Source organism: Thermostichus sp. OS-CIW-31 (assembly GCF_054060305.1).
Genome location: NZ_JBSSDA010000018.1, coordinates 1 through 23,526, shown reverse-complemented (window position 1 = coordinate 23,526; position 23,526 = coordinate 1). Strand labels below are relative to the sequence as shown.

Sequence of the window (23,526 nt, the reverse complement as noted above, 5' to 3'; positions counted from 1 at the left end):
TTGCGGCGGGTTAGGTGATGACGTCTGGCTGCTGCCGACCGGTGCGGGCGCGAATCTGGGCAAGGTGATCGGCCAGTTGAATCTGTTCGGCCAAGGCCACTTGGGGATCCAGGCCATGCCGGGCGGGATCCAGCTCCAATCGCTCCAGGTACACCCGCAGGGTGGCTCCGTGGGTGCCGGTTCCCGAAAGCCGGTAGATGATGCGGGATCCATCCTCAAAGCCGATGCGGATCCCTTGGTGGCTGGTGGTGCTGCCGTCCACGGGATCGGTGTAGCTGAAGTCATCGGCATAAGCCACTGTGTGGGATCCCAAGCGCTGGCCCACCCACCCAGGCAGGGAGCGTCGCAAGTCTTCCATCAGCGCCTCGGCCACCTCCACCGGCAGTCCCTCGTAGTCGTGACGGGAGTAGACGTTGCGCCCATAGGTGCGCCAGTGCTCTTCCACGATCTGCCGCACCGGCTGCCGTCGAACGGCCAAAATGTTCAGCCAAAACAGGACGGCCCAGAGCCCGTCTTTTTCCCGGATGTGGTGAGATCCGGTGCCGAAGCTCTCTTCCCCGCAGAGGGTAACTTTGCCCGCATCCAGCAGGTTGCCGAAGAATTTCCAGCCGGTGGGGGTCTCGTAGCAAGGGATCCCCAACTTGGCCGCCACCCGATCTGCTGCCTGGCTGGTAGGCATGGAGCGGGCAATTCCCGCCAGACCTTCTCGGTAGCCGGGTACCCGGTGGGCATTGGCTGCCAGCACTGCCAAGCTGTCGCTGGGGGTCACGTAAAATTGACGGCCCAGGATCAGATTGCGATCCCCATCCCCATCGGAAGCGGCCCCAAAGTCCGGCCCATCTTCCCGAAACAACAGTTCCACCAATGGGCGGGCATGCACCAGGTTGGGATCCGGGTGTCCGCCGCCAAAATCCGGCAGGGGCTGCCCGTTGAGCACACTGCCCTCTGGTGCTCCCAGGGATCCCTGCAAAATGGCGTGGGCATAGGGGCCGGTGACGGCGTGCATGGCGTCGAAGGCAATGCGGATCCCGGAAGCCAGGTAGTCGCGGATGGCCTCGAAATCGAACAGACGCTGCATCAGGCTCAAGTAATCGGCCACCGGGTCGATGACGGACACCGTGAGGGACCCCAGCCGTTGCTCGCCCAAGCGATCCAGATCGACATCGGGAGCTTCCAGGATGCGGTACTCCCGGATCTGCTGGGTGCGGGCGTAAATGGCCTCGGTCACCTTCTCCGGGGCAGGGCCACCGTTGCCGATGTTGTACTTGATGCCGAAATCCCCCTGGGGGCCACCGGGGTTGTGGCTGGCGGAGAAGATGATCCCCCCGTAGGCGCCGTACTTGCGGATGAGACAGGAAACCGCCGGCGTGGAGAGGATCCCTCCCTGCCCCACCAACACCCGCCCGATGCCGTTGGCCGCTGCCATCTTGAGCAGGATCTGAATGGCCTCGCGGTTGTAGTAGCGGCCATCTCCCCCCACCACCAGGGTTTGGCCGGCGGATCCCTCCAGGACATCAAAAATGGATTGGACGAAGTTTTCCAGGTAGTGGGGCTGCTGAAACACCGATACCGGCTTGCGCAGGCCAGAGGTGCCGGGTCTCTGGCCAGGGAAGGGCGTCGTGGGAACGATGCGCAGGCTCATAGGCTGCCGGAAAAGCTGCTTGCTCCTCTACTATCTCATCGTTGGGCCTCTCGTTTGTGCTGAGCAGAGTTCTTTCCCCTCCACCCATTTGTGGATGGGTTGAATGGATGCATCGATCTCCGCTGGTAGCCCTCCATCCTCAATCCCCTGGCTTAACCACCCACTCCACCGGGGTTTTGCTGGGATCCGGCAATTTCAACGAGAACAGCCCCGCCGCCAAGATCAAGAGGGTGGAAAACCAAAGACAGCCCTCCAACCCGTAGAACTGGAAGAGGATCCCAGAAGTTACCGTCCCCAACAGCCGCCCGCCGGAATTGGCCATGTAATAAAAGCCCACATTGAGGGCTACGTCGTCGTCTTCCGTGTAGGCCAGCACCAGGTAGGAATGCACTGCCGAATTGAAGGCAAAGACGATCCCGAACAGGATCAAGCCGCCGGTGATCACCAGCTCCGGTGCCAGCCCGGCCATGAAGGCTGTAGCGATCATTGCCGGCACCGCCGTCAGCACGAAGGTCCAAATCTGGATGGTGCGGGCCTTGGGAGCACGGCCAGGGCGACCCCCGCTCAGCAGTTGCGGCGCTACAAACTGAATGAACCCATAGCCAATCACCCAGATGGCCATGTAACTGCCCACCTGCATAAAAGTCCAGCCCAGCTCGTCGTAGAGAAACACCGGCAGGGCCACCACAAACCACACATCCCGCGACCCAAACAGGAAAAAGCGAGCTGCCGAGAGGATGTTGATCTCTCTGCTCTTGGAAAACAGCCGCTTGAAGGGGATCTTGGCCTTGATTTTGCCCATGTCTGCAGGCAGCAGCGCCCCCGAACAGAAGATCAAAGCCAACGCCCCCGCCTGGACAAAGTTGGCCATGCGGAAGCCCATGGGATCCCCGTAGATTTCGGTGAAGATCTGCAGCAGGGCCGCTCCCACAAAGAACCCCACCCCCTTGAGGGCGTTTTTGGATCCGGTGAGCATAGCCACCCAACGAAACAGGCGGGATTCCGCTTCTTTGGGCACCACCAGGCGGATGGCGCTTTTGGAGCTCATCTTGGTGAGATCTTTGGCAATCCCGGCCAGAGCTTGGGCGGTCATCACGTAGGCCACCTGGCCCCAGACCGGCCACTGCATGTTCAACACGCCCAGCATCACCAATCCCAAGATCTGGATGGCAATGCCCCCATACAGGGTCAGCCGCAGGCCAAACAGGGATCCAATCCAGCCGCCCAGGAAGTTGGTAATCACCCCGAAGATCTCGTAGAAGAGAAACAACATGGCAATTTGAATCGGGGTAAAGCCCAACTTGTGGAAGTGCAGCAGCACCAACATGCGGATGGCGCCATCGGTGATGGTGAATCCCCAGTAGGCGGCTGTAACCAGGGCATAGTTGCGAACCGCAGAGGCTTGAGCCGTCGAAACAGAAGTCATGGGCAGGTCTCCAAGGGAGATGTTTCTATAGACTGCGGGCCACTTTGCGGGCCAGTTCCGCCATGCGGTTGGCGTAGCCCCATTCGTTGTCGTACCAGGCCAGGATCTTCACCTGGGCGCCATCCACCACCATCGTCGAGGGCGCATCCACAATGCTGGAACGGGGATCCCCTTTGAAATCCACCGAGACCAGGGGCAGCTCCTCGTAGCCGAGGATCCCCTTGAGTTCGCCCTCGGCTGCAGTTTTTAAGAGGTGATTGACTTCTTCCACGGTGGTGGGCCGCCTGACTTCGAACACCGCATCGGTCAGGGAAGCGTTCAAGAGGGGCACGCGCACGGCAATGCCGTTTAATTTGCCGTTGAGTTCGGGGTAAATCAGACCAATGGCCGTAGCAGAGCCGGTGGTGGTGGGCACCAAAGACAGCAGAGCGGAGCGGGCCCGCCGCAGATCTTTGTGGGGGGCATCCACCATGGTTTGGGTATTGGTGACGTCATGGATGGTGGTGATCACCCCGTGAACAATGCCGATCCCCTCGTGGATGACCTTCACCAAAGGAGCCAGGCAGTTGGTGGTGCAGGAAGCCGCCGTGAGCAAATGGTGCCGGGCCGGGTCGTACAGGTGATCGTTGACGCCCATAACAATGTTGAGGGCCTCTTCGTCCTTGACAGGGGCAGCCACAATCACCTTGCGCACCCCCGCTTTGAAGTAGGCATCCAGCTCCGCTGCCTTGACAAATTTGCCCGAGCATTCCAGCACTAGCTCGATCCCCAACTCTGCCCAGGGCACTTCACCAGGAGACTTGTGTTCGCTAAAGGTGAGGGTTTTGTCCTGAATGCGCAGCCGGTTATCGGATCCCTCGATGTCGATAGCCCAGCGGCCCTGCACCGAGTCAAACTTCAACAGGTGGGCCGCCGTCGCCGCTCCCCCTTTGATCTCGTTGATGTGGGCGAATTCCAGCTCTTCCCAGCCCCAAGCAGCCCGCAACACTAGCCGTCCGATGCGGCCAAAACCGTTGATGCCCACCCGCACTGCCATAGCATTGACCCTAGACTTGTCCAGAAGGGATCCCGCTCTCTCAGGGCAAATCCCGCCTCAACTTTATCAGAACGCCCTAGTCGTTTCAAGACAAGTTGATGGGTAGGGTCAGGAGAGACTGGCCGATGGGGGTCGGTTCACGGTTGGCCTTGGGAAATGTTGCCGAATGTCCTGAAATCCAAAAGGGATCCGCTGAGGCAGCCCCAATCGACAACAGGGCCTATCCTGTAGCCGATTTGCAGTCCAGATCCACACCTCTGGGCAACAATTCGCCCAACCCGGCAACCGGTGGCGTGACATACTCCCATCGCTGACCCTACGGGTACAGCGTGGGCTTCTCGCTTCATCGGGGAGCCTACGCAAGAACCCTCCACGAGCAGACACGGAATGCCCTACCGCGTAGTTGCACCAGATTCCGGCAAAAGCCGTTTTGTGCAAGTACTCCCACCATACACCATGTGGGGGTATCTGTATCTCGACACTGACTCTACGAGTACAGTGCGGGGCTTAGCTACCCCCACACCCCGACAAGCTAAGCTGGGAAAAGTTGTGCTTTTCTGGATGTGCCCCCGCCGCCTCAGCCTTCTGTGCAGGATGACTTTCCTCCCTTACCCCCCCCACCTCCCCGTTCTCCGGCTTTGAGGGTGGTGGAAACGGCTTTTTTGGCCAGTACGGCAGCCTTGATCTGGATCCTGAGCTACACGCCGCTAGCTCCTTTCATGCGCCTGTTTTTCCCCATTCCGGTGGCGCTGGCGGTGATGCGCTGGGATCCCCGCACAGGGGCAATGGCCCTGGTGGTCTCGGGCCTGTTGCTGACGGTGCTGATAGGGCCCACGCGCAGCATTCTCTATGTCATTCCCTATGGTCTGCTGGGCTATTGGTGTGCCCGCCTGTGGCAGCAGCGTCTTTCCTGGTACGTCTCGGTGGTGAGCGGGGCTGTGCTCAGCGCCCTGGGCTTGATCTTTCAGTTGGTGCTTTCCTCCCTACTGGTGGGGGAAAACCTCTGGATCTACGTAACCATTCAACTTACCGGCCTAACCAACTGGCTCCTGGATATGTCCCTCAGCCGATGGGGCGTCTACTGGGTGGCAGAACCCTGGATGGTTCAGGTGGTGGTGGTGGGATTTATTGCCTTCAATTCCCTCATCTACGTATTCACGGTGCATTTGGTGGCCGCCCTGGTGATGGAGCACTTTCGTTGCCCGCTGCCACCCCCGCCGAAGTGGGTACAGTTTTTGCTGGATTAGCAGCCCCTGTGAGTTGTACAAGAGCAGAGCAAGCTGCTCTACAAATGAGTTCTTGACAAATCTTGACAAATGAGTTCTTGGCAAAAGTCCCACCCTATTGCCATGCAACGCTACAGGAATGCAAGAACTGGAAGGTTCTCTGCTAGGATCGCGGTAGCGGGACGGAGTCCTTTCGCGTTAGCGGGACGGAGTCTCGTTGGGATCCTGGTGGCAACAAGATATCAAGATATCAAGATTTAAGACTGCGATTATGGCTTCCCGCAAGAATCAACTGGCTATTGACAATGACGAGCTGATGCGTCGGGTAGAGGCTCTGATCAACGCTTCCAAAAATCGCTATCGCATCACGGTACAGGTGGCCAACCGCGCCAAGCGCCGCCGCTACGAGGATCCGGATGATATAGAAGATGGCTGGATGAAGCCAATCCGCCGCGCTGTCATCGAAATGTCGGATGAACTGACTGAGCCGGAAATCATCGGCGATGAGTAGTCACTAGACTTGCGGCCTGCTGGCGCGACCGCCCTGTTGAAACTGCTAGCCGGCTGAGCGGCTAAGGGTAGAAGCTTTCGGCAGCCGCCTATTTTGTCAATTTGTCAAGTCGTTTGCAACGGGATCCCTTTCCCGCAGGCGAGCCTCGAGCCGCGATTCCATTAGGTGCAGCAGGCGGTGGGTCTCCTCTGGGCTGAGACCCTGGATGCGCATCTCCAAGGGGCTGTGGAACCAGAGGGTCTGCTGTGGGAAAGGAATCTGGATCCCTGCTTGGTCGAAGGCGTGTTTGAGGCGACGGCGGTATTCCCGCGCCACCCTCCACTGCTGCAGAGGCTGCACCTTGATCCAAATGCGCAGCGTGATCCCCCGCTCCCCCAGATCATCGACACCGTGCATTTCGGGGGGCTCGAGAATTTGTTCCCGCCAAGCCGGCTCCCGGTACATCTGCAGAGCCACCTGCTCGGTGATGCGTATCGCCTGTTCCAGGTCATTTTCATAGGCAATCATGATCCCCAGATCCACCCGTGACCAGCCGTTGGAGAGGTTTTCCACCACCCGGATGGCACTGTTGGGAATGGAGATCAAGCTGCCTTCGGTGTTGCGCAACTGGGTTAGCTAAACCGCCGGGAAGCCCCGCACTCTCTGCAACAGCAGGAGGGTCGGGATGAAAGGCGTATATATCCTGTGCCATAATCAACATGGCTGTACAAAACGGCGTTGCCGGAATCTGGTACAGCTACGCGGTGGGACATCCCGTGTCTGCGCGTGGAGGGTTCTTGCAGTAGCTCCCCGATGAAGCGCGAAGCCCACGCTGTACCTGTAGGGTCAGTGATGGGAGTATGTCACAGACGCTGGCAAAGGTGCTGAGGCGTTTGCTGAGGCGATAGGTGGGGGCATTTTGCTCTTGGCGCAGGGCAGCAAAGAGGTTATCCAGCACTAGTCCACTCAGCCAGACACTGCCATAGGTGGCCAGACCCACCCCTACCAACCGCAACAGAGGGCCGCGCAGGGAAACCAGGAAAAACCTTTGCAGGGGTCGCGTTTGCGGGAAAAGGCCCAAGCTCACCCCAACTCCGCCCACCCACAGGCTAATTTGCACCAGGCGTAGCAGGCGAATTTGCAGCTCCAAGTAGGATTCCTGCCGTTTGCGTCCGGCCTGTTGTTCGACTAAGACGGGATCCACGCCCGGCTGCTCTTCCCCCGCTAGGCGCTCCTGAATCTCTGCTTGGATGGCCTGGTATTCCGTCTGCAGGGCATCGCGTTTTTGCTGCAGCCGTCGCCGTTTTCGCTGGCAGAGCTGGCTCAGGCTGCCCGCCACGGCCAAGATGCCGAGGGCAATCACCGCTTGGCGGCGCAAAAATTGAGGCTGCCGCTCCCGTTGCGAAGTGCGCAGCGCTTCCTCAACAATGCCGGCTACCTGCTCAGCCCAGTCCATGGGTTGGGCGCCCTGGAATTGAGCATCGAGGGAGGTGATGGTTAGCAAATGTCGCCCATTCACCCGGATAACAGGCTGGTTGGTCTGGCCGTCCAGGGTGACTTCAACCTGCAGCGCCTCTGGATCGAATCCGGCGCTGGCCAACTGGTGCAGGGTTTGTTCAATGGAGCGCACCCGCTGCGACACCGGAGGCAGGCTGCCGGGATCCCCCTGGGGAGCAGTAACCACAAACAAATGCCGCCCATCCAGCGTCACGGCCTCCGCCTGGATAGAAGAGGTGGGGAGGCTAAGCGCTTGCCGCAGCTCTTCTAGGGCATCCAAACGGTTGAGCAAAGGCAGGTTGGGGGCGGTGCCGTTGTTTTCGGCAGCTTCCTGCCCCCATGCGGGCCTGCCTATGGGGGATAGGGCAAAAGATGCACCGAAAAGGAGAGGCCACAACAGGGATCCCGTTTTCCCCGGCTTCGGCTTGTCTACCGATTGCAGTTTGTGCAGCATGAGCCGTTTGCGTCAGCGGTGCAGAACACTTTAACGCCTCACTCCAGAAAGAAGAAAGCAATCCCGAGGATGGCATAGGTGGCCAAGAGCAGTAGCCCTTCCAGCCAGTTGGAGCGCCCATCGCTGCTGACGGAATTGATCAGCAGCACCGAGACTGCAATGGCCACCAACTCCACCATGCCGAAGTTAAAGTTCATGGGCTGATGCAGCACATCCCCGGCCAGCACCAGCAGGGGTGCCACAAACAGGGCAATTTGCATCGTCGAGCCCAGCGCCACCGAGAAGGAGAGATCCATCTTGTCTTTCATGGCCACCGTGATCGCCGTCGCATGTTCTGCTGCATTGCCGATGATCGGCAACAAAATCACCCCCATAAACAGCGGCGTCATGTGAAAGTGTTCCAGCGTGTCCTCTAGGGTGCTCACCAACAGTTCCGACTCCAGCGCCACCAACACCGTCAACCCCAAGAGGGCCAGCACCCAAAACCCCAAACCGGCTCCCTCGGGCGGAGCCGTCAACACCTGGGGAATGGATCCTTCCGCCTGCAAAACCGGATTGGGGGCCAGGCGATTGGCCGCCTCATCTTCTGCGGCTTCTGCTTCGTGAAGGGCGTAGAGGTAACTGTGGGTTTTGAGGGAAAACAGCAAAGTGAGACCGTAAACCCCGATCAGCACCAGGGCTACCGCCGTGGATAGCTCTTGGATGGAGATCTCCCCCAAGTTGGCATCGGCATAGGTGACCACGCTGGGCAAGATCAAGGCCACCACCGCCAGGTTCATCACCGAGGCATTCATGCGGGCCACCTCGGGTCGAAAGCTCTGCTCTCGAAACTTGATCCCGCCCAAAAACATGGCCAAGCCGGCCACCAGGAGCAGGTTACTGATGATCGCGCCGGTGACGGAGGCTTTTACCACATCCACCAGCCCCGCCCGCAGTGCCACCAAGCCGATGATTAACTCCGCCGCATTGCCAAAGGTGGCGTTGATCAGCCCCCCGACTGTCGGCCCTGTCAAGGCTGCGATCTCTTCCGTGGCCTGACCCATAAACTTCGCCAAGGCCACCACCGCCAAAGCCGCACAGAGGAAAACCAGGTTGGGATCCCAGCCCCGGAAGTGCCCCACCCAAGATAGGGGAACCCCCAACAGCAGCAGGAACATTATGCTGTTCAGACCTCTCTGCCAACCTGATGCAGAGCGATCCGGGGAAATCAAAGGATTTGCATTAGCCAGGGTCATGGTTCACAAGGGGAAAATAAGGTAGCGGGGCTGTTTGGGTTTCGGGGATCCGCGCCCCCTATGGCCAGAGGCGGCCACCATGAGGCCATCTCCAAGAGTCTAGCGGCTGCGAGGGGAGGTTGGATAGGTGCTGCTGGCTAGAGGGAGATAACCCGGTTGCGCTGCAACTGCCGGGCGATCTCGGCTCCCAGGTGATCGACCAGACGCTGGGGATCGGCGATTTTCAAAAAACTGCTGCCCTCTACCTCAAAGGGAAAGGATCCCTCGATGCCGTCGCGGGGGAGTTGTACCAGCAGCAATTGTTCGGGGCGCTTCGATTGCAGGGCATAGCCCAACTCCAGACAGACCTGAGGGCTGGGTAGGGGACGCCCCCGGCCATTCACCTGCACAGGGGTTACATCGGCCACCACCAGCAGCGCGTGCTTGAGCTTGCGAATCAAGGCCGCATCGATGAGCGGGGTCTCAGCCTCAGCGGGAAGGGATCCCTGAAGCTGTAGGGGCACAACCGGCCCGTGGTTGCGATTGAGGGTCTCTACCACGGCTTGCAATGCCCGGTGCAGAGTGGCGCTGGAGTCGGGGTAATCCGATTGGCCGCAGAAGTAGATGACCGGCTCGGTCATGTTCAGAGTGGCCCGCTTATTAAAGTAGATCTCGCGGCTAATTAAATCGAGGTTGGAGATGCTGTAGGCACCGCTGCCCTCGATGTAAAACTCCACCAGCTCTCCTTCCAGGTAGCGCTGCCACCACAGGGAAGCCTTCACCTGCTCCACATCGTCGAGAAAGTCGGCCCGCATCGCCGTTTTCAAGAGGCCGGTACGGCTCAGGCGCAGGTCGGGGGCCCTCTGTTGGACTTGGGAAGCAGACAACACCGAATCCAAATACCAGGCTTTCAGGACGATGATCGCCATGGGATCCCTCTGCGCTCAGCCTTAAAGGTACGTGACATACTCCCACACTCATGCTGACGCAAAGCGCTCCGCGCCGCCAAAGCGAGAGAGTGCAGGCTTCAAGGACTCCGTCCCGCTGACGCGAACAGTGACTCCGGTTAGCGCTCCGCGCCGCTAGCGCGAAAAGGACATTTCCTGCGCTTGAGGACTACGTCCCGCTGACGCGAAAAGAACGGGATGCCCCACCGCCCTGTGCTTGATGTTGATGGCCGCACGGTGGTCGCGCCCTAGTTCTAGCCCACAATGGGAACAAGAATGCCACCTGTCTTGAATCGCTTTCGGTACTCTTTGACCGCACCGAGAGCAGTTTTGACTGCTGAGGTGCGCCTTAGCCAACCGCTTCAAGGCTTTCTTACGGCGGTTTGACCCTCTCCTCTTGCGAGACAAGGCTCGCTGCAACCTCTTGAGCCTGAGCTCTGCCTTGCGATAGTACTGGGGAACTGGAACAGACTCCCCCGCATCGGTCACCAAAAAGGAGTCCAGCCCCACGTCGATCCCCATCGTGTTCTCCAGTGTTGGCGGGTCAGGGGTAAATACGGGGACAGATGAATCTTGCAGGCTCAAGGTCACATACCACCCGTCTGCCTTGCGGGTGATGGCAGCGGTCTTAATCACAAAGCCCTCAGGCAAAGGACGGTGCTGAATTATGCGAACAGCACCGATTTTGGGCAGATGGATAAACTGCCCGCAAATGCAGTCTTGTTTCATCGGGGGGAAACTGAAGGAGCGATACCGCCCAACTCCCTTGAATCTGGGTTTCCCTGCCCGCTTGCCGTTACCGTCCCCCTTCAGCCACCGGTCGAATGCTTTGTGCACTCGCTCTATGCAGTTTTGCAGGACTTGCGAATGGACTGCTCTGTACTGCGGAAACAGGGCTTTCGTGCTCACCAAGTCCCGTTTCTGGGAGTAGAAATCGGGCTTGTCTTTCAGCTCAGGCAAGTGACAGATTAAGGGACAAGCATTGATAGCACAGCGATTGTGTTCCCACCACGCAAAGCGCTCTGCCAAGCGGTAGTTGTACTGCTTGCGTAACAAGTCTAGCCACTCGCTCATCAAAGCAATCTGGCTGGGCGTAGGTCGCAAACGGTACTGGTAAGCAGTTCTCATTGAGGCAAGGGTAATCTACTGGAATGAATCCTACCTTATTGCTTCATGCGGTGGGGTTACCGTCTCGGTTTTAGGCCAGTCCATTGAAAACCAAAGTGTCCCCGCCTTTCATCCCGACCTTCACCCTGGATAGTGGTGAGTGGATAGTGACTAGCCACTATATAGAGGGCGGGGCTTCCCGGCGGTGTAGCTAACGGGGTGCGGGGGCAATCAGTCCCGCGCCCTGCCCGCAGGGTGAGCACCGGGATACATGGATCCCCGCCATACCCCTGAGCAAAATCTGTAGTAAAACGTACCTGTGCTGGCGTACCCTACAAGCACCGGATTGATCCAGATGCCTCCCAGCAAGCCGCTCGCGTTAGCGGGACAGAGTCCTCGCTGTTGACGTGGCTGGAGATTGGCCGGCGCGTATACAACTACGCTTTGCCAGAAATCTAAGGAGTGGGTAGAATCTTGCTCTTGGCCACTGGACAGGGGTTCCTTGCTGCAGGAGTCCATCCTGCCTGCCGATGCACCCTTCCCTTCTGATTACCGTCAGCAGAACCCCTTGCCAGACAGCGTCTGCCGGGAACGGCCCAAGGGTTTCAAAGCCCTGCAAGGCCAGCTGAGAAGGCTGCAACCCAGGGGGGCGAGAAAACAGCAGGGGTCTTGCCACTGGAAGAGAGCACCACTGCAGGTTGCCAGGATGCAGCAGGGCATTGCCAATGGTTGCCAAGAGTTCCATTTCCAGAGGGCCCATTGGCGTTAGGACCGAGGGCAGACCCTCTTTATCTTTATCTTTTCTTTGTGGAAGACCTCAAGGCCAAGGGCTGGGCAAGGGGGATGTTGCCCAAGGAGTGCGTCGAGTCGGTTGCAAGTGCTGAGGGACGGTTAGCAACAGCTGGGCTGTCGGGGGGCCTCAGTGCCCTGAATGCCGGTACCGGGTGCATCGGGACTCAGCCTCAGCCTTGGGAACTGTGCTGGGTGGATTAGAGGTTGTTTTGCGAGCTGGCAGTAGCCAGGGAGGCTGGGGAAGGAGAACCGCCTGTCCAGTTGTTTTGTCGGGGGTTGTAGACCCAGGCAAGTGGCGTGGGGCAGGAATGCCCAACTGCGAGGTAAGGACTCCGTCCTGCTGACGGGAAGGGTAGCCCGCGCTCTGTCCGCAGGACGAGCGCCGGGAGGATGTCACTCCTCTGTCCAGAAACGCTCGGAAAGATATTTGTCAGCCCCGTCGCAAAAGATGGTCACCACCACTCCAGAGGAGAGCTGACGGGCCACCTCTAGGGCTGCCACCACATTGGCGCCGGCAGAGATGCCCACCAGCAGGCCTTCTTCCAACGCCAAGCGCTTGACCATTTTCTGGGCTGCTTCTGTGGAGATCTCGATGTGCTGGTCGGGTAGGGTGGGATCGTAAATCTCGGGTTTTAGAGCTGTGGCCATGTGCTTGAGCCCTTCCAGGCCATGGAAGGGAGAGTCGGGCTGCATGGCAATGATTTGGATATCCGGGCGATACTCTCGCAGGCGCCGCCCCACCCCCATACAGGTGCCGCTGGTGCCTAGCCCGGTAACAAAATGGGTGACCTGCCCCTGGGTTTGCTCCCAAATCTCCACCCCAGTGGTTTCGTAGTGGGCTTGCCAGTTGGCGGGGTTGCTGTACTGGTCAGGGTAGAAATAAAGCTCGGGGTTTTCCGCATAGAGGGCGCGGGCTTTCTCGATGGCCCCATCGGATCCCAGAGCGGGATCCGTCAGAACCAAGTCCACGCCGTAGGCAGCCAGGATCTTCTTGCGCTCTGGGCTGGCGTTGGCGGGAAGGGCCAGCTTGACTTTGTAGCCCAAGGCCGCCCCGATCCAGGCATAGGCGATGCCGGTGTTACCGCTGGTGGCATCGAGGATGATCTTGCCGGGGGTAAGCTTGCCCTGGCGTTCGCCAGCGCGAATCATGTTGAGGGCCGGGCGATCCTTGACTGAACCCCCAGGGTTGTACCACTCTGCCTTGCCATATACCCGTACCGATTCCGGCAAATCGGCAGCAACCCGCCGCAGACGGATCAGCGGCGTCCCCCCCACCAGCTCAATAGGGCTATCCACAGCAGGGAGTAACGGGCGAGAAGAAAATGCAGTCGGATACAAGGGGGATCCCTCGCTAGACAGGCATCGGCTGGACAACCATTGCTCATCTTACCCCGGTCTTTCCGGCCTCTTGGGAGCTTTTTAGTTTCCCCCTCCTGCCCAAGTTCTGGCTAGGCTCCAAGTAGGCTCTAAGATAGGGGTAGAAAAGTGGGATTTTCCCACAGCAGGATGACGCGGAGGGGCATGGCAGAAATTGGGATTGTGACTGCCCAGCAGTTTGATCGGCGACGGGGCCAGATCCATGTCTACGACGGCGAGGGCAAAGGCAAGTCCCAGGCGGCCCTAGGGGTTGTGCTGCGTTCGATCGGCTTGGGGATCGAAAAGGCGGCCCCCAGCCGGGTGTTGCTGGTGCGGTTTCTCAAGGGGCCAGGCCGAACCTATGCTGAGGATGCGGCCATTGCGGCTCTGCAGCGAGGCTTCCCCCATCTCATCGATCAATTGCGCACCGGGCGGGGAGAGTTTTTCGGCCCAGATGAGATCACCAAGTTTGACCGTCAGGAGGCCCGCCGCGGTTGGGATGTGGCCAAAGGGGCTTTGGCGTCGGGGTTTTACTCGGTGGTGGTGCTGGATGAGCTCAACCCGGTGCTGGATCTGGGCCTGTTGCCTGTGGAGGAGGTGGTCAGTACCCTCAAGCAAAAGCCGGAGGCCATGGAGGTGATCATCACCGGGCGCGGCGCTCCCAAGGAAATTATCGACCTGGCGGATTTGCACTCGGAAATGCGCAGTGTCCGGCGGGCGACGGATCCCCAAAACGGCCAACCCCCTTGCAGCGGCATCGAGATCTACACCGGCAACGGCAAGGGAAAATCCACCAGCGCTCTGGGGCGGGCTCTGCAGGCGATTGGACGCGGCATCAGTAAGGATCTCTCCCATCGTGTACTGATCATGCAATGGCTGAAGGGGGGAACGGGCTACACCGAGGATGCAGCCATTCGGGCCCTGCGGGAAAGCTACCCCGATTTGGTGGATCACCAGCGTTGCGGTCGGGACGCCATTGTCTGGCGGGGCAAACAACAGGAAATCGACTATGTAGAAGCGGAGCGGGGCTGGGAGTTGGCACGGGCGGCCATCGCTTCTGGCCTGTACAAAACCATCATCTTGGATGAGTTGAACCCGACAGTGGATCTGGAGCTGTTGGACGTGGAGCCGATTGTGCAGGCTTTGCTGCGCAAGCCGCGGGACACAGAGATCATCATCACGGGGCGGTGCCATGCCCCCTTACCTTACTTTGAGCTGGCCTCTGTCCACTCGGAAATGGTGAGCCACAAGCACTATGCCGAGCAGGGGGCCGATCTGCGGCGCGGGGTGGACTATTGATGGGATCCTTCGCAGCGTTCTCAGCCAATTCTGCTCTCTCTTGGCCTCCAGACCCCAGGACTCTGGCCCAGTTGTTGCTCACCCTTTTCCAGACGGAAGTGTGGGTGGAGGGAGGGGAGCGTGTTCCTGCTGGCCCGCTGGTGGTGGTGAGCAATCACCGCAGTTTTCTGGATGCACCGGTGCTGATCGCGGGGTTGGGCCGACCGATTCGCTTTGCCTGCCATTACTACCTGGCTCAGGTGCCGCTGCTGCGGGAGATCGCCTTGGCTTTGGACTGCATTCCCCTCAAGCAGGGATCCCGACAGCAAATCCATTTTTTTCGCCAGGCGCAGGCCAGTTTGGCAGCGGGGGTGGGGGTGGGGATCTTCCCAGAAGGGGCGGAGCAGATCACCCGTGAGACCTCGCCTGGGGAGGTGGGGCGGTTTCAGCCAGGTTTTGCCCACCTGGCGCTGGCGGCAGCGGTGGATCCCTTGCCGATTCTGCCGGTGGCGGTGTGGGCGCAGGAAGAATGGCGGGGAGTAGATATTCCTATGGCTTTTTTCCGCTGGTTTGACCCCACTGAACCCCGATTTCAACAGGAAGGGGGACATCCGGTGGTGTTGTATCGGCGGGTGGTGCTCAGGGTGGGATCCCCCCTTTGGGTGGGCAGGAAGCAGCGCCAGGGATCCCGACGCGAGCGAATGCAGGTCATTCAAGAGCTAACTGCAGCGGCCCGAGAACAGGTGCGATTGGGATTGGCAGAGAGATGAGAAAGTTGAGTGGCGAGCCGGTAGCATCTGCCTCTAGCTTGGTCAGCCCGGCAACGGGAGCGGTCGGTCAGGAGCGGCCCCTGCTGCTGTATTTGCCCGGTATGGATGGCACAGGTACGTTGTTTTACCGGCAGGCGCAGGCTCTGCAGCGGGAGTTTCGCATTCGCCCCCTGAGTTTGAACCACCCGGAAGCGGGGGATAGCTGGGAAACCCTGGCCGATTGGGTGGGATCCCAGCTAGAAGCGGGGGCGTACTTGTGTGGAGAATCCTTTGGGGCTTGCCTGGCCTTGTTGGTGGCCGCCCAATGGCCGGAACGGTGCCGCGGCCTCATTTTGGTCAATCCAGCCTCGTCGCTGCGACGTAGGCCCTGGTGGTGGGCAGGGCATGTTCTCCTGCCTTTTTTGCCACCGGCGCTCTATCACCAGTTGTCGGAGCGGGGGTTGGGGGTTTTGGCGGAGCTCAGCCAAATGGAGCCGCTCGATCAGGAGCGGCTGCGCCAGGCAGTTCACAGTGTTGAACCCACAGTAGCTGCTCGGCGCTTGGCTTTGCTGGGATCCTTTGCTGTGGAGAAGCTGCCCCTGGAGTCGATGACCCTGCCGACTTTGCTGGTGGCGGGGGGGCGGGATCGCCTGTTGCCCTCGGTGCAGGAGGTGGGCTGGCTGGCGGAACGGCTGCCCCAGGCGCAGGTAGAAATCTCGCCCCAGAGCGGCCATGCTTGCCTGCTGGAGCGGCGGATGAACCTGCGGCGTTACCTGCTCAAGCCGGATGGCCTTTTTGCCCCTCTGCTGCTCAATTCTGCTTCGGCCCATTGAGCATGGACAGGGATCCCCACAGATCTTCTATCCGCTCTGGGCAGGAGCTCTCCTTCCCCTCTCGATCCAGCCAAAGGGCTCGCAAGCTTGCTGCTTTTGCCCCCTGGTAGTCTTCGCGGTGGCTGTCGCCAATGTGGCCGGCGGCTGCGGGGGGGATCCCGTGGGCTGCCAGGGCAGCTTGGAAGATGCGAGGATCGGGCTTGGCATAGCCCACTTGGGTGGAGAGGGTGAGGGTGGAAAAGTAGGGATCCAACTGCAACTGCTGCAGCACCCTGGGCAAGCGGCTGTCGAAGTTGGAGATCACCCCCAACCGGATCCCTTCCTGCTGCAGGGCCCGCAAAGCCGGCAGCGTCTCGGGATACAGCTCCCAGGGATCCGCCCCGGCAAAGTGCTCAAACAATTGGGCGAAAAAGTCTTCAAACCGGTGCTCTCCGAAGGCAGCCAGGGATCCCACCCGGGCAAAAGTCTCCCGCACCACCTGGCGCCACCAGGTCCGCTCCCACTCCCGCAAAGGGGATCCCGTCAATCCTGGGCAGGCCGGGGCTGGAGCCTGGGCAAAAACTTGGCCAAAAGCGCGATCCAAGGCCTGGGGATCCACCCTTACCCCATACTCCGCTGCCACCTGGCTGTAAACCTGGCCCACACTGCCCCGCACCCGAAACAAAGTGCCCACAGCGTCGAAAAAGAGCACCCTCAGCCTCACGACTGCCCCTCGTAGCGCGCGTAGGCATCGACAATCCGCTGCACCAGAGGGTGGCGCACCACATCCCGCTGGTCGAAGTAGCAAAAGGCAACCCCCTCCACCCCTGCCAGAATGCGCTCTGCCGCTGCCAGGCCGGACATGCGATGTTTGCCCAGATCCGTTTGGGTGAGATCCCCGGTAACCACCATACGCGACCGGAATCCCAGCCGCGTGAGGGCCATCTTCATCTGCTCGGGGGTGGTGTTCTGGGCTTCGTCCAAAATGATGAAGGCATTGCTCAAAGTACGGCCTCGCATATAGGCCAGCGGCGCCACCTCGATCACCCCCTGCTCCATCAACTGCGGCAGCTTGGCCGGGTCGATAAACTCGAACAGGGCATCGTAAAGGGGCCGCAGATAGGGATCCACCTTTTCCACCAGATCCCCCGGCAAAAACCCCAGTTTTTCTCCCGCCTCCACAGCCGGGCGAGTCAAGATCAGGCGCTCATACTCTCGGTTTTGCAGAGCCGTGATGGCCACAACGGCAGCCAGATAGGTTTTTCCTGTGCCCGCCGGTCCAATGCCAAAGCAGAGGTCGTGGGTGCGAATGGCTCGCACGTACTCCTGTTGGCGGGGCGTTTTCGGTCGGATAAGCTCCCCTTTGCGGGTGCGGGCCAAAATCCCTGCTTGTGCTTGCTGGTAGGCGGCAGCCTCTTGTCCGGAGAGGGCGCGAAAAGCTTGCTCTGCATCGATCACAGTGACGGGGTGCCCAGTTTGCCAAAGCGGCCTCAGCAATTCTAGCCATTGCCGCACCTGCTGCCGCTGTTGGGGAGTGCCTTTCAGGTACAGGTCTTGTCCGCGCAGCGTTACAGAAGCACCGCTGGAGCGACTGATCCACCTCAGGTTGGCCTCCTGAGTGCCCGCCAAAGACATGGCCTGTTGAGGATTGGACAGAGAGATGACTTCGAAATCAGAAGAGAGGGAAGTAGGGTTGTCGTGCATGCCGTGGGCGCCGGGCACCCTGGGAGACCTGTAGGGGTGATCTTACCAAAAACGCTTGTCAGGGCGCTCTGGGCTGTGGAAAGCCGCTGCAGAGCCCAGGGGTCGAGCGCAAGAGTGCTTAACAGGGGATTACACCATTAATGTGTTCCAAAATACAAGCTTCTGGAAGATCTGCAGCAAACCTGGATTTGGGTTCCGGCCTTCATTGGCAGCCGAGTCACAGGGAATTAACAACTCCCTAAGGTTCCCTAAAAAAGTATTGCAAAGGGCTATCTTTTCGGGAATAGCTCTTATTCATCAAGTAACGTTGATCTATCTGCTAAAGGAGCTTGAACTCCCAGTCTCTCGTCGGTCGGGCAAGAGCTTGAGGTTTTCAACTCCGTTGGTCATCGTGCATCTGACATTCTCCATCCAGCAGCAGGGATGTGGATGGGGGTCTCTTACAACCTTTCCCCAGGCTCCTCTTGGGGATCCCTGTGACTCCTCAATTTCTGAGCAAGAGGCTCATCCCTTCTGGAGTCACTTTGAAAAATCAGATGGATGTATAATATGTTCAGTACGGATTACTACCAGTTGATCTTTCTGTTTACTTTCGAGTCTGCCAACATGGTAGCCAAAGCAAAGCAGAAAATTGGTAGTAAGACGACACGGAAACTGCGCTTTGGGTATTCTACTCAAAGCTTTGCGGGATACCGCCATTCTGGTTGGAAACAAACAGAATGCTATCGCTGCATAGTTGAACAATGATGTTCAGCAGTGTTCAGCGTAAATGTATCAGAGATAGATGTTTACCCAATCTGCGTCTGATACCCTGGGGTTGGCACAACTGGATTTGGCGCAAATTCCGCGGCAGATCACCTGCGATGGCAGTGACTTGGATTGGAGCCAGGCCCTGGCCATCGAAGGGATCCAACCTGAAGAAGAAGCTTTACAGGCTTGGATGGCTTTCCGTGACCTGCGGGTGAACCAAGAGGCGGGCAACATTTTACGCTGGCAAGGGCGTCCGTTGCGGGCCAGCCGTATCCGCTTTTTCCCCAGGAATGTGGCTTGGCGCTATGGCTTCTCGTTTTCCACCAGCATCCGCTCGCCCCTTGGCAAAGGGATCCCGACCCCTGAGGAGTGGCGCTACCCGGGCCTCTGCCGCTACGGGATTGTGCTGTTTCAACCCAACGCCCAACTGGTGGCCCATCAGGTTTTCGAGTCCTCGCCAGAGCAGCCCCAAGAGGTGGATCTGGATCCCAACCTGGATATTGCCTTCAACATCAATGACGCCAAGGGCAGCTACGGCGACAATAGCGGCAGCTTCGATATTTACCTGCAGGTGGTGAGCTAGACTCACCCAACCCCAGGAGGGATCCCGGCTGATCGCGATAGCGGGACGGAGTCTTTGCAGGGCGGGTCAGGGGGCAGTTGCCGGGTGGGATCCCATCCCCTACAATGAGTGAACTGGTGGCTGGATCCCAGCTTGCCAGTGCCCTTCCTGGCCCTGGAGAGGTGGCTGAGTGGTCGAAAGCGGCTTCCTGCTAAGAAGTTACGGGGCCCAAAAGCTCCGTCGAGGGTTCGAATCCCTCCCTCTCCGTCCATATTTGCTGACCAAGGTTGTTGACGTCCTCTGCGCGCCGTTAGCTTACTTCCCCATAGCGGTAGGGCGGGGCTTTTCTCAGTAGCTCGGGCGTCTCAGACTAACCTGAAACGACCATAGAGGCCAACTCCGCTACCAGTCATGGGTCGTGGAAGCAGGAAGAAATCAGAGACGTCACCTCCTATTGGGGTTTCGTAAGTTTTTCAGAGGGGTGTAGTCCTCAATCCAAATAGGCGCTCAACTCCTGCTCCAATGTAGGCAGTTGCACCTCTCCCTGCTCCAGCTCTTCCAAATCTTCCAGTTGCTTGCGCAAACGGGCGATCCGCTCTTGCAGGCACTCTTTGATGCCTTTGGCCCCCAAACCGAGGCAGCTGCGGCAGACTTCCCCGTAGATTTGCCCGCGGTCGTTATAGACCACCGCCAGCAACACTTGGTGCCCTTTTTTCTGGATGGGGTTGGCCCATCCCCCACAGATAATGCAGGGCACTCGGCCATTGCCCCCGTAAATGCTGCGTTCCCAGACGATTCTCACGCTCAGCCTCAATGCAACTTGTTGCCCACCAGCATAAAAACCCAGGGGGATCCCTTGCCACCCCAAGATGCCGCGTTCCTTCCCTTCCCATTGCGGTGAAACGGTTTGCTGGTTAAATGCCTGCCCCCCTCTCCCCCTGGGAGAGGGGCTTGGGGGTGGAGGCCAAAAAGGGATCCCAGTGGCTAGGTGCTGGGCCGGGCAGATTGAGAGCGGTCGATGGTGCGATAGGTGAGGCTGGCAGCCACCTCTAGAGCTTTGGCGGCGTCGCGGAAATAAAACCCCAACTCCTCATCCTTCTCCGTGCGGTTGGGCTTATTGAACTTGGCCTTGAACTGCACGTTGCAATACATGGCCAACCCCACCAGAACCTCTGACAGTCCGTGCTGGTTGATCAGCCGCTCCACGTCCGTAAGCAGGCTTTTGATCAGAGCATCGGCTACTGGTTCTGGCAAACTGTCCAGGTCGTGCATGGGGGCTCCTCAACCAACGAGAGCAAACAAGCCAACGGGTCTGGGATCCCGAAGGCAACCTCTCCTGATTTTCCTGCATCTTTTCCAGAATGCCCAATCCCCTTGCCAACGCTACCACCACTGCCGCAGCCAGCCCCACAGGCCCGGATAACGAATGGAGCGCTCCTGGGCCGCTTGTTCCAGATGATGGGCGTGGTCTTGGCTGCCGGGATCCCGCAGACATTCAGGCGCATCAAATAGGCATAGCGGTGGATCTGTTCTCGCAACTGAACTGGGGGAAGGGCAAAGCACTCTGGGCAAATAGGGCCGAGATTCAGACCCCTATCGTTGAAAAGGCAACGAACTCGCTTCCCGCCCGCAAAACGCTTTCCGCAGGCGGCACAGTAGCAAGCTGAGGGCTGGTTGGCAAGGCGCTGCCAGCGAATTCGCATGGTCTTCCCGACAAAAAGGCAAGCAACGTGCAGGCAATTCGCTGTAGCCATAATAGGCTAGAAGCTGGTGAGCAGAACCCAGGATGGGGGGGCCTGGAGTATCGAAAACCATGCCGCAACTCTACGACTGTGTCATCGTCGGCGCCGGCCCTGCTGGAGGATCTGCCGCCTACCATCTGGCCAAGCGGGGACGCTCGGTGCTGGTTCTGGAAAAGGATCCCTTGCCCCGCTACAAACCCTGTGGGGGCGGCGTTTCTCCTATGGTGGCGGCTTGGTTTGACTTCGACTTTGGCCCCGCCATTTCCCTCAAGATCCGGCAAATCCGCTACACCTGGCGCGGCGGCGATCCGGTGGTGGTCGATTTGGATTTGAAAGAGCCCGTTTGGATGGTGCGGCGGGATGTTTTCGACCACTACCTGATTCAGCAAGCGCAAAAGCAAGGGGCAGCGCTCCAGGCAGAATGCCCTGTCTCTGGCCTCGAGTGGCAAAGCGACCGCTGGCAAGTGATGACAACCGCCGGCCCGGTCTGGGGTCGGTACGTGATCGGGGCCGATGGGGCAAAAGGCTCAATGGCCAAGTGGCTGGGCTTTCAGGAACGCCGCCGTCGCTTGGCTGCCGCCTTGGAAGCAGAAGTGCCTCTCCTGCAGCCGCAAACTGCAGCCGCCCATTTTGACTTCGGCGCCGTCAGCAATGGCTACATTTGGAACTTCCCCAAGGCTGATGGCTACTCGATTGGAGCGGGCACCTTTCGGGGTGGAGAAAAACAAAACCTGCGGGAAATTGCCGCCCAATATGCCCAAAGCTTTGGCGTAGACTTGAAGTCGGTCAAGCCGTTTGGCCATCCCATCTGCCTCTGGGACGAAGATCAACCGCTTCACACCCAAAATGCCCTCTTGGTGGGAGATGCCGCCTGCGTTATCGATCCGTTTACCGCTGAAGGGATCCGCCCTTCCCTTCTCACCGGCATGTTGGCGGCCCAGGCCATCGATCAAGCTCTAGGCGGGGATACAGAAGCTCTGGCGAACTACTCTGCCCGAGTGCAGCAGGAATGGGGCTCAGAAATGCGCTGGGCTAAGCGGATTGCGGCGTTGTTCTATCGCTTTCCGGGCGTGGGCTACAGGGTGGGCGTCAAACGACCGGGAGCCACTCGGCGCATGGGCCAGATCTTGGCCGGTGAACTGCGCTACAGCGATGTGGCCAGCTCAGCTATTCGCAAGTTAAGCGGTGGTCTGCTCGCCTAAGCCCGGCACCGACAGACGCGGGCGAGATCCAGGATCGTCGAAGCGCTTGCCGATCAACAGGCAGTTGCGACCATCCGCTTGGCGGCTGTAGCTGAGGTGAGTAGAGAGAGCTTTCATCAGCAAAATACCCCGTCCCCCCTCGGACTCAAGATTGGCGTTGGGCGATGTGGGATCCGACACGTTCCGAGCAAATCCCTCCAGATCAAACTCCTGCCCCTGATCCCAGATGCGCAACTCCAGCCCTTGCGGCATCAGCAGCAGCTCAATGTCGATGGGCGTACTTTCCGGCAGAGCGCGGTGGGCGTGGCGAACGGCGTTGGTAAACCCCTCTACCAAAGCCAACTGACATTCCGCCCAAATGGGATCCGGGATGCCCGCATTTCGGAAAGACTCAAACCAGGTCAAAACCTGGTCAAGCGCGTCCAGGGTTGTGTCAACCCTCAGCGCAAACGTTTGCCTCTTGTCCAGAGGGATCCCTGCCGCGTTCAAAACCGAACCCCAACGATGAGGATTTAACCTGCACCCATCAATCCTGGCCGGATTGACCCTACCAGATTCTAGACCAGAGCCCTGCTAGAACGTGTCATCCCCCACTTTGGGGGGGTAGCTAGGGAGCGATGACCAAATCCACGCGGCGGTTCCGCTGCCGTCCGGCTTCTGTGTCGTTATCGGCCACCGGCAAGGTGGGACCAAAGCCAGAGGTTGTCCAACTGATGGGATGGCCTTCCGGCAGCAGCTTCGTCAAATAGTCCTTAACCGCATTGGCGCGGCGCAGAGAAAGGGCCAAGTTGTAGTTTAAGGGCCCGATGTTATCGGTGTGGCCGTTGACTTGAACGCGAGCGCCGGGCATGGCCTCCAAGGATTTTGCCACCTGGGCCAACAGCGCCGCTGCTTCAGGTCGAATCTCGGCTTTGTCAAAATCGAACAGCAAATCGCCCGGCAGGCTGATGGTTTGGGTTCCCACCTGAAAGGAGGTTGGCGTTGTGGTCGGAGCCGGGGTGGGCGCAGAGGCGCTTTCTGCCCCTGGAGCGATCTCAGCAGCAGTGGAAGATTCCCTGACAGGCTCAGGGGCTGTTTGAGAACGCAGCCGTTGCAGCCGCGACTCCAATTCCTCAATTCTGATCAAGAGCTGGATCACCTGCTGGCGGATCTCCCGGATCTCTGCCTCCAGATCCGTGGGGCTCTCATGATTTTCCTCTGGATCTGCATCTGCTGTTGGGCTGGCCACCGGAGGATTGGCCTGGGGCGGGGCCAAGGTGGGCAGGATCGGTGGTGTGGGAGAAGCGGGTTGAGTGGGAGAGATGTTGGTCTCCGGCTGGGGCTGAGGTTGGGCCTGCTGGGGAAGCACCATCCCGACCCAGATTCCGCTGCTGACCAAGAGGATCCCGCTTAGGGAATGGAGAGCGACTGTTAGGAGCTGGGACGAACGAGCCATTGCAGGCAAACCTGATACATTTACGCTGAACACTGCTGAACATCACTGTTCAACTATGCAGCGATAGCATTCTGTTTGTTTCCATTCGCGTTAGCGGGACGGAGT

General features: G+C 59.2%; 23 protein-coding genes, 1 tRNA gene and 2 pseudogenes. 10 read left to right on the top strand and 16 right to left on the bottom strand.

Features of this window, described 5'->3' with window-relative positions; all coding sequences use genetic code 11:
* Positions 1-10: 10 nt before the first annotated feature.
* The 3 genes from ACVWY9_RS10805 to ACVWY9_RS10795 form a co-directional block, all read right to left on the bottom strand.
* Positions 11-1,642 carry an alpha-D-glucose phosphate-specific phosphoglucomutase gene (locus tag ACVWY9_RS10805; protein WP_457388335.1) on the bottom strand — a complete coding sequence of 544 codons (1,632 nt, stop codon included), beginning with the start codon at positions 1,640-1,642 and terminating at the stop codon, positions 11-13.
* A 139-nt stretch (positions 1,643-1,781) separates the two neighbouring features.
* Positions 1,782-3,068 carry an organoarsenical effux MFS transporter ArsJ gene (gene arsJ, locus ACVWY9_RS10800; RefSeq protein ID WP_457388334.1) on the bottom strand — a complete coding sequence of 429 codons (1,287 nt, stop codon included), beginning with the start codon at positions 3,066-3,068 and terminating at the stop codon, positions 1,782-1,784.
* 25 nt (positions 3,069-3,093) lie between these two features.
* On the bottom strand, positions 3,094-4,104 hold the full coding sequence (locus ACVWY9_RS10795) for an ArsJ-associated glyceraldehyde-3-phosphate dehydrogenase (protein WP_011433875.1): 1,011 nt from the start codon (positions 4,102-4,104) through the stop codon (positions 3,094-3,096).
* Positions 4,105-4,667: 563 nt separating this feature from the next.
* On the opposite strand from ACVWY9_RS10795, the gene ACVWY9_RS10790 reads away from it, so the two are divergent.
* Positions 4,668-5,351 carry a DUF2232 domain-containing protein gene (locus ACVWY9_RS10790; protein ID WP_457388333.1) on the top strand — a complete coding sequence of 228 codons (684 nt, stop codon included), beginning with the start codon at positions 4,668-4,670 and terminating at the stop codon, positions 5,349-5,351.
* A 250-nt stretch (positions 5,352-5,601) separates the two neighbouring features.
* On the top strand, positions 5,602-5,841 hold the full coding sequence (locus ACVWY9_RS10785) for a DNA-directed RNA polymerase subunit omega (RefSeq protein ID WP_011433877.1): 240 nt from the start codon (positions 5,602-5,604) through the stop codon (positions 5,839-5,841).
* 96 nt (positions 5,842-5,937) lie between these two features.
* Here ACVWY9_RS10785 and ACVWY9_RS10780 read toward each other — a convergent pair whose 3' ends face one another.
* The 5 genes from ACVWY9_RS10780 to ACVWY9_RS10760 all read right to left on the bottom strand — a co-directional run bounded on the left by ACVWY9_RS10780 (position 5,938) and on the right by ACVWY9_RS10760 (position 11,060).
* Positions 5,938-6,447, bottom strand: coding sequence for a mechanosensitive ion channel family protein (locus ACVWY9_RS10780; RefSeq protein ID WP_414522167.1), 510 nt, complete (start codon positions 6,445-6,447; stop codon positions 5,938-5,940).
* Positions 6,448-6,577: 130 nt separating this feature from the next.
* Positions 6,578-7,771, bottom strand: a complete 1,194-nt coding sequence (locus ACVWY9_RS10775; RefSeq protein WP_457388332.1) for a hypothetical protein — start codon at positions 7,769-7,771, stop codon at positions 6,578-6,580.
* Positions 7,772-7,809: 38 nt separating this feature from the next.
* Positions 7,810-8,928: a calcium/proton exchanger gene (gene cax / locus ACVWY9_RS10770; RefSeq protein ID WP_457388331.1), complete on the bottom strand. Its 1,119-nt coding sequence runs from the start codon at positions 8,926-8,928 to the stop codon at positions 7,810-7,812.
* Positions 8,929-9,143: 215 nt separating this feature from the next.
* Positions 9,144-9,914, bottom strand: coding sequence for a hypothetical protein (locus tag ACVWY9_RS10765; protein ID WP_457388330.1), 771 nt, complete (start codon positions 9,912-9,914; stop codon positions 9,144-9,146).
* Between the two features lie 153 nt (positions 9,915-10,067).
* On the bottom strand, positions 10,068-11,060 hold the full coding sequence (locus tag ACVWY9_RS10760; RefSeq protein ID WP_457388329.1) for an RNA-guided endonuclease InsQ/TnpB family protein: 993 nt from the start codon (positions 11,058-11,060) through the stop codon (positions 10,068-10,070).
* 13 nt (positions 11,061-11,073) lie between these two features.
* Here ACVWY9_RS10760 and ACVWY9_RS10755 point away from each other — a divergent pair.
* Positions 11,074-11,193: pseudogene (locus ACVWY9_RS10755) on the top strand (IS200/IS605 family transposase); the annotation flags it as partial.
* 1,031 nt (positions 11,194-12,224) lie between these two features.
* On the opposite strand, the gene ACVWY9_RS10750 reads toward ACVWY9_RS10755, so the two are convergent.
* A complete protein-coding gene (locus ACVWY9_RS10750; protein WP_011433884.1) occupies positions 12,225-13,127 on the bottom strand; it encodes a PLP-dependent cysteine synthase family protein in 903 nt (300 codons plus the stop codon).
* Positions 13,128-13,337: 210 nt separating this feature from the next.
* On the opposite strand from ACVWY9_RS10750, the gene ACVWY9_RS10745 reads away from it, so the two are divergent.
* Genes ACVWY9_RS10745 through ACVWY9_RS10735 form a run of 3 tightly spaced genes read left to right on the top strand, consistent with a single transcriptional unit; the run spans position 13,338 to position 16,047 of the window.
* The gene (locus tag ACVWY9_RS10745; RefSeq protein WP_041436711.1) at positions 13,338-14,486 is read left to right on the top strand and encodes a cob(I)yrinic acid a,c-diamide adenosyltransferase; all 1,149 of its coding nucleotides are present in this window, start codon (positions 13,338-13,340) and stop codon (positions 14,484-14,486) included.
* The gene (locus ACVWY9_RS10740) at positions 14,486-15,235 is read left to right on the top strand and encodes a lysophospholipid acyltransferase family protein (RefSeq protein ID WP_414342020.1); all 750 of its coding nucleotides are present in this window, start codon (positions 14,486-14,488) and stop codon (positions 15,233-15,235) included. Before ACVWY9_RS10745 ends, ACVWY9_RS10740 begins: the two co-directional genes overlap by 1 nt.
* Positions 15,232-16,047 carry an alpha/beta fold hydrolase gene (locus tag ACVWY9_RS10735; RefSeq protein WP_414413353.1) on the top strand — a complete coding sequence of 272 codons (816 nt, stop codon included), beginning with the start codon at positions 15,232-15,234 and terminating at the stop codon, positions 16,045-16,047. The genes ACVWY9_RS10740 and ACVWY9_RS10735 overlap by 4 nt, the downstream gene beginning before the upstream one ends.
* Here ACVWY9_RS10735 and ACVWY9_RS10730 read toward each other — a convergent pair.
* Positions 16,025-16,750, bottom strand: coding sequence for an HAD-IA family hydrolase (locus ACVWY9_RS10730; RefSeq protein ID WP_457388328.1), 726 nt, complete (start codon positions 16,748-16,750; stop codon positions 16,025-16,027). The genes ACVWY9_RS10735 and ACVWY9_RS10730 overlap by 23 nt on opposite strands.
* Positions 16,747-17,730 carry a PhoH family protein gene (locus ACVWY9_RS10725; RefSeq protein WP_457388355.1) on the bottom strand — a complete coding sequence of 328 codons (984 nt, stop codon included), beginning with the start codon at positions 17,728-17,730 and terminating at the stop codon, positions 16,747-16,749. The genes ACVWY9_RS10730 and ACVWY9_RS10725 overlap by 4 nt, the downstream gene beginning before the upstream one ends.
* A 552-nt stretch (positions 17,731-18,282) precedes the next feature.
* Between ACVWY9_RS10725 and ACVWY9_RS10720 the strand changes: the two are divergent.
* The 3 genes and pseudogenes from ACVWY9_RS10720 to ACVWY9_RS10710 form a co-directional block, all read left to right on the top strand.
* Positions 18,283-18,466, top strand: a pseudogene (locus ACVWY9_RS10720) (hypothetical protein); the annotation flags it as partial.
* A gap of 48 nt (positions 18,467-18,514) precedes the next feature.
* Positions 18,515-19,063, top strand: a complete 549-nt coding sequence (locus tag ACVWY9_RS10715; RefSeq protein WP_011433891.1) for a hypothetical protein — start codon at positions 18,515-18,517, stop codon at positions 19,061-19,063.
* Positions 19,064-19,218: 155 nt separating this feature from the next.
* Positions 19,219-19,309: transfer RNA gene (locus tag ACVWY9_RS10710), tRNA-Ser, on the top strand.
* A gap of 223 nt (positions 19,310-19,532) precedes the next feature.
* On the opposite strand, the gene ACVWY9_RS10705 is transcribed toward ACVWY9_RS10710, so the two are convergent.
* The 3 genes from ACVWY9_RS10705 to ACVWY9_RS10695 form a co-directional block, all read right to left on the bottom strand.
* On the bottom strand, positions 19,533-19,844 hold the full coding sequence (locus tag ACVWY9_RS10705; RefSeq protein ID WP_011433892.1) for a hypothetical protein: 312 nt from the start codon (positions 19,842-19,844) through the stop codon (positions 19,533-19,535).
* Between the two features lie 182 nt (positions 19,845-20,026).
* Entirely contained in the window at positions 20,027-20,314 is a 288-nt protein-coding gene (locus ACVWY9_RS10700) for a hypothetical protein (RefSeq protein ID WP_011433893.1), read from the bottom strand.
* Positions 20,315-20,425: 111 nt separating this feature from the next.
* Entirely contained in the window at positions 20,426-20,614 is a 189-nt protein-coding gene (locus tag ACVWY9_RS10695) for a hypothetical protein (protein ID WP_457388327.1), read from the bottom strand.
* A 241-nt stretch (positions 20,615-20,855) separates the two neighbouring features.
* Here ACVWY9_RS10695 and ACVWY9_RS10690 point away from each other — a divergent pair, with 241 nt between their 5' ends.
* Positions 20,856-21,986 carry a geranylgeranyl reductase family protein gene (locus tag ACVWY9_RS10690; protein WP_011433895.1) on the top strand — a complete coding sequence of 377 codons (1,131 nt, stop codon included), beginning with the start codon at positions 20,856-20,858 and terminating at the stop codon, positions 21,984-21,986.
* On the opposite strand, the gene ACVWY9_RS10685 is transcribed toward ACVWY9_RS10690, so the two are convergent.
* Together ACVWY9_RS10685 and ACVWY9_RS10680 are read right to left on the bottom strand one after the other, a co-directional pair.
* Positions 21,963-22,475 (bottom strand): ATP-binding protein, encoded by a 513-nt coding sequence (locus tag ACVWY9_RS10685; RefSeq protein WP_457388326.1) that lies wholly within the window; start codon positions 22,473-22,475, stop codon positions 21,963-21,965. The genes ACVWY9_RS10690 and ACVWY9_RS10685 overlap by 24 nt on opposite strands.
* A gap of 118 nt (positions 22,476-22,593) precedes the next feature.
* On the bottom strand, positions 22,594-23,421 hold the full coding sequence (locus ACVWY9_RS10680) for an OmpA family protein (RefSeq protein ID WP_457388325.1): 828 nt from the start codon (positions 23,419-23,421) through the stop codon (positions 22,594-22,596).
* Positions 23,422-23,526: the final 105 nt, after the last annotated feature.